Origin of the sequence: Saccharomonospora iraqiensis subsp. iraqiensis, from assembly GCF_000430445.1 — a bacterium.
Classification (GTDB): domain Bacteria; phylum Actinomycetota; class Actinomycetes; order Mycobacteriales; family Pseudonocardiaceae; genus Saccharomonospora; species Saccharomonospora iraqiensis.
In genome coordinates, this window is record NZ_KE387118.1 from 11,382 (window position 1) to 13,716 (window position 2,335).

The following is a 2,335-nucleotide window of genomic DNA, read 5'->3' on the forward strand; positions in this document are numbered from 1 at the left end:
CCGCCGGAGCGCCGCCAGGCCCGCCGGGTGCGCCCGGTCTGGCCGCAACAGCAACGCGGTGACGGCGGCACCCCGCCGACGCAGGAACGCGCCGGCCCACAGCGCGTCCCCACCGTTGTTCCCCGCGCCGACGACCAGGACCACCCGCCTGCCGGAGACCCCCCCGGTGTGCTCGGACAGCATCGCGGCGGCCCGCACGGACACCCCGTAGGCCGCCCTGCGCATCAGCATCCCCTCGGGGGTCACCCGCAGCAGCCGCTCCTCGGCGGCACGCACGTGTGCGGTGGTCCAGATGCCGCGCACGGGGCCCGCCTACTCGACCGTCACCGACTTGGCGAGGTTGCGCGGCTTGTCGACGTCGAAGCCGCGGGCACGGGCGATCTCGGCGGCGAGCACCTGCAGCGGAACCGTCGACACCAGCGGTTGCAGCAGCGTGGGCACCGCGGGGATCTCCACCAGTTCGTCCGCGAACGGACGCACCCGGTCGTCGCCCTCCTCGGCGATCACGATGGTGCGCGCGCCCCGCGCCTGGATCTCACTGATGTTCGACACCAGCTTCGAGTGCAGCACCGCCCGCCCCTTCGGCGAGGGCATCACCACCACCACGGGGAGGTCGTCCTCGATCAGCGCGATCGGGCCGTGCTTCAGCTCGCCCGCCGCGAAGCCCTCGGCGTGCATGTAGGCGAGTTCCTTCAGCTTCAGCGCGCCCTCCAGCGCCACCGGGTAGCCGACGTGCCTGCCGAGGAACAGCACCGCCTTGGACTCGGCCAGCCGCCTGCCCAGGCCCCGCACCTGCTCCAGGGTCTCCAGCGTCTTGTGCACCGCCGACGACATCGCCTCCAGTTCGGCGAACTCGCCGGCGACCTCGTCCGGGTACTTGGTACCGCGCGCCTGGGCGAGTGCCAGGCCGACCAGGTAGTTGGCCGCCACCTGCGCGAGGAACGCCTTCGTGGAGGCCACCCCGATCTCCGGGCCCGCGTGCGTGTAGAGCACGGCGTCGGACTCCCGGGGGATCTGGGCGCCGTTGGTGTTGCAGACCGCGAGCACCCGCGCCTTCTGTTCGCGGGCGTGCCGCACCGCCTCGAGGGTGTCGGCTGTCTCCCCGGACTGGGACACCGCCACCACCAGGGTGTCGCGGTCCAGGACCGGGTCGCGGTAGCGGAACTCGCTGGCCAGTTCCACCTCCACCGGCAGGCGGCACCAGTGCTCGATCGCGTACTTCGCCACCAACCCCGAGTGGTACGCCGAACCGCAGGCCACGACGAAGACCTTGTCCACGTCACGCAGGTCCTGGTCGGAGATCCGCTGCTCGTCGAGGACGACCAGGCCGTCCTGGAAATGGCCGCGCAGCGTGTTGGCCAGCGCCTCGGGCTGTTCCTCGATCTCCTTGAGCATGAAGTACTCGTGGCCGCCCTTCTCGGCGGCGGAGAGATCCCAGTCGACGGTGAACGGCTTGCCCTCGGCGGCGTCCCCGGCGAAGTCGGTGATCTCGTACCCGTCCCGGCCGATCACGACGAGCTGGTCCTGCCCGAGCTCGACGGCGTCCCGGGTGTGCTCGATGAACGCGGCGACGTCGGAGGCCACGAACATCTCCCCTTCGCCGACCCCCACGACCAGCGGCGACGAGCGGCGCGCGGCGACGACGAGGTCCGGCTGGTCGGCGTGGGTCACGACGAGGGTGAACGCGCCCTCGAGCCTGCGGCAGACCGAACGGACGCTGGCCGGGAGGTCCCCCGCCGTCTCGCCGTCGGCGTAGGCGCGGGCGATGAGGTGTGCGGTCGTCTCCGTGTCGGTGTCGCTGCTCAGCTCGACGCCGGAGGCCTCGAGCTCGGCGCGCAGCGCGGCGAAGTTCTCGATGATGCCGTTGTGCACCACGGCGACCCGGCCGGTGGCGTCCCGGTGCGGGTGGGAGTTGCGGTCGACCGGCGGCCCGTGGGTGGCCCACCGGGTGTGGCCCATACCCGCCGTCCCGGCGAACGCGTCCCGCCCGGTGGCCTCGACGGCAGACTCAAGATTGGCCAGGCGACCCGCCCGGCGTTCGACCGTCAGTGTCTGCCCACCGGTGGCCATGGCGACGCCCGCCGAGTCGTAGCCCCGGTACTCCATTCGGTGAAGCCCACCGAGCACGACGTCGAGGGCCTGACGATGCCCGACGTATCCCACGATTCCACACACGCCCCTCAGCGTAACGACACCGGCCACCCCCGCACGCCGCCCCGCCCGGGGAGGGGACGCGGTTCGCCCGCGAAACGCGCCACCCGGGCCGTGGGGGTGGCGCGTTTCGCGGGCGGACCGTGGTCCCGCGGCCGCCCACCGGAACTGTGGCGGGGGTGGG

At 72.5% G+C, this 2,335-nt stretch carries 2 protein-coding genes; both read right to left on the minus strand.

Features of this window, described 5'->3' with window-relative positions; all coding sequences use genetic code 11:
- Nucleotides 1-303: NAD(P)H-hydrate epimerase (locus ACTIR_RS0117505; protein ID WP_026455252.1), on the minus strand; the 303-nt coding region annotated here is incomplete at its 3' end.
- Nucleotides 304-312: 9 nt separating this feature from the next.
- Nucleotides 313-2,175 carry a glutamine--fructose-6-phosphate transaminase (isomerizing) gene (glmS, locus tag ACTIR_RS0117510; protein WP_026455253.1) on the minus strand — a complete coding sequence of 621 codons (1,863 nt, stop codon included), beginning with the start codon at nucleotides 2,173-2,175 and terminating at the stop codon, nucleotides 313-315.
- Nucleotides 2,176-2,335 lie beyond the last annotated feature (160 nt).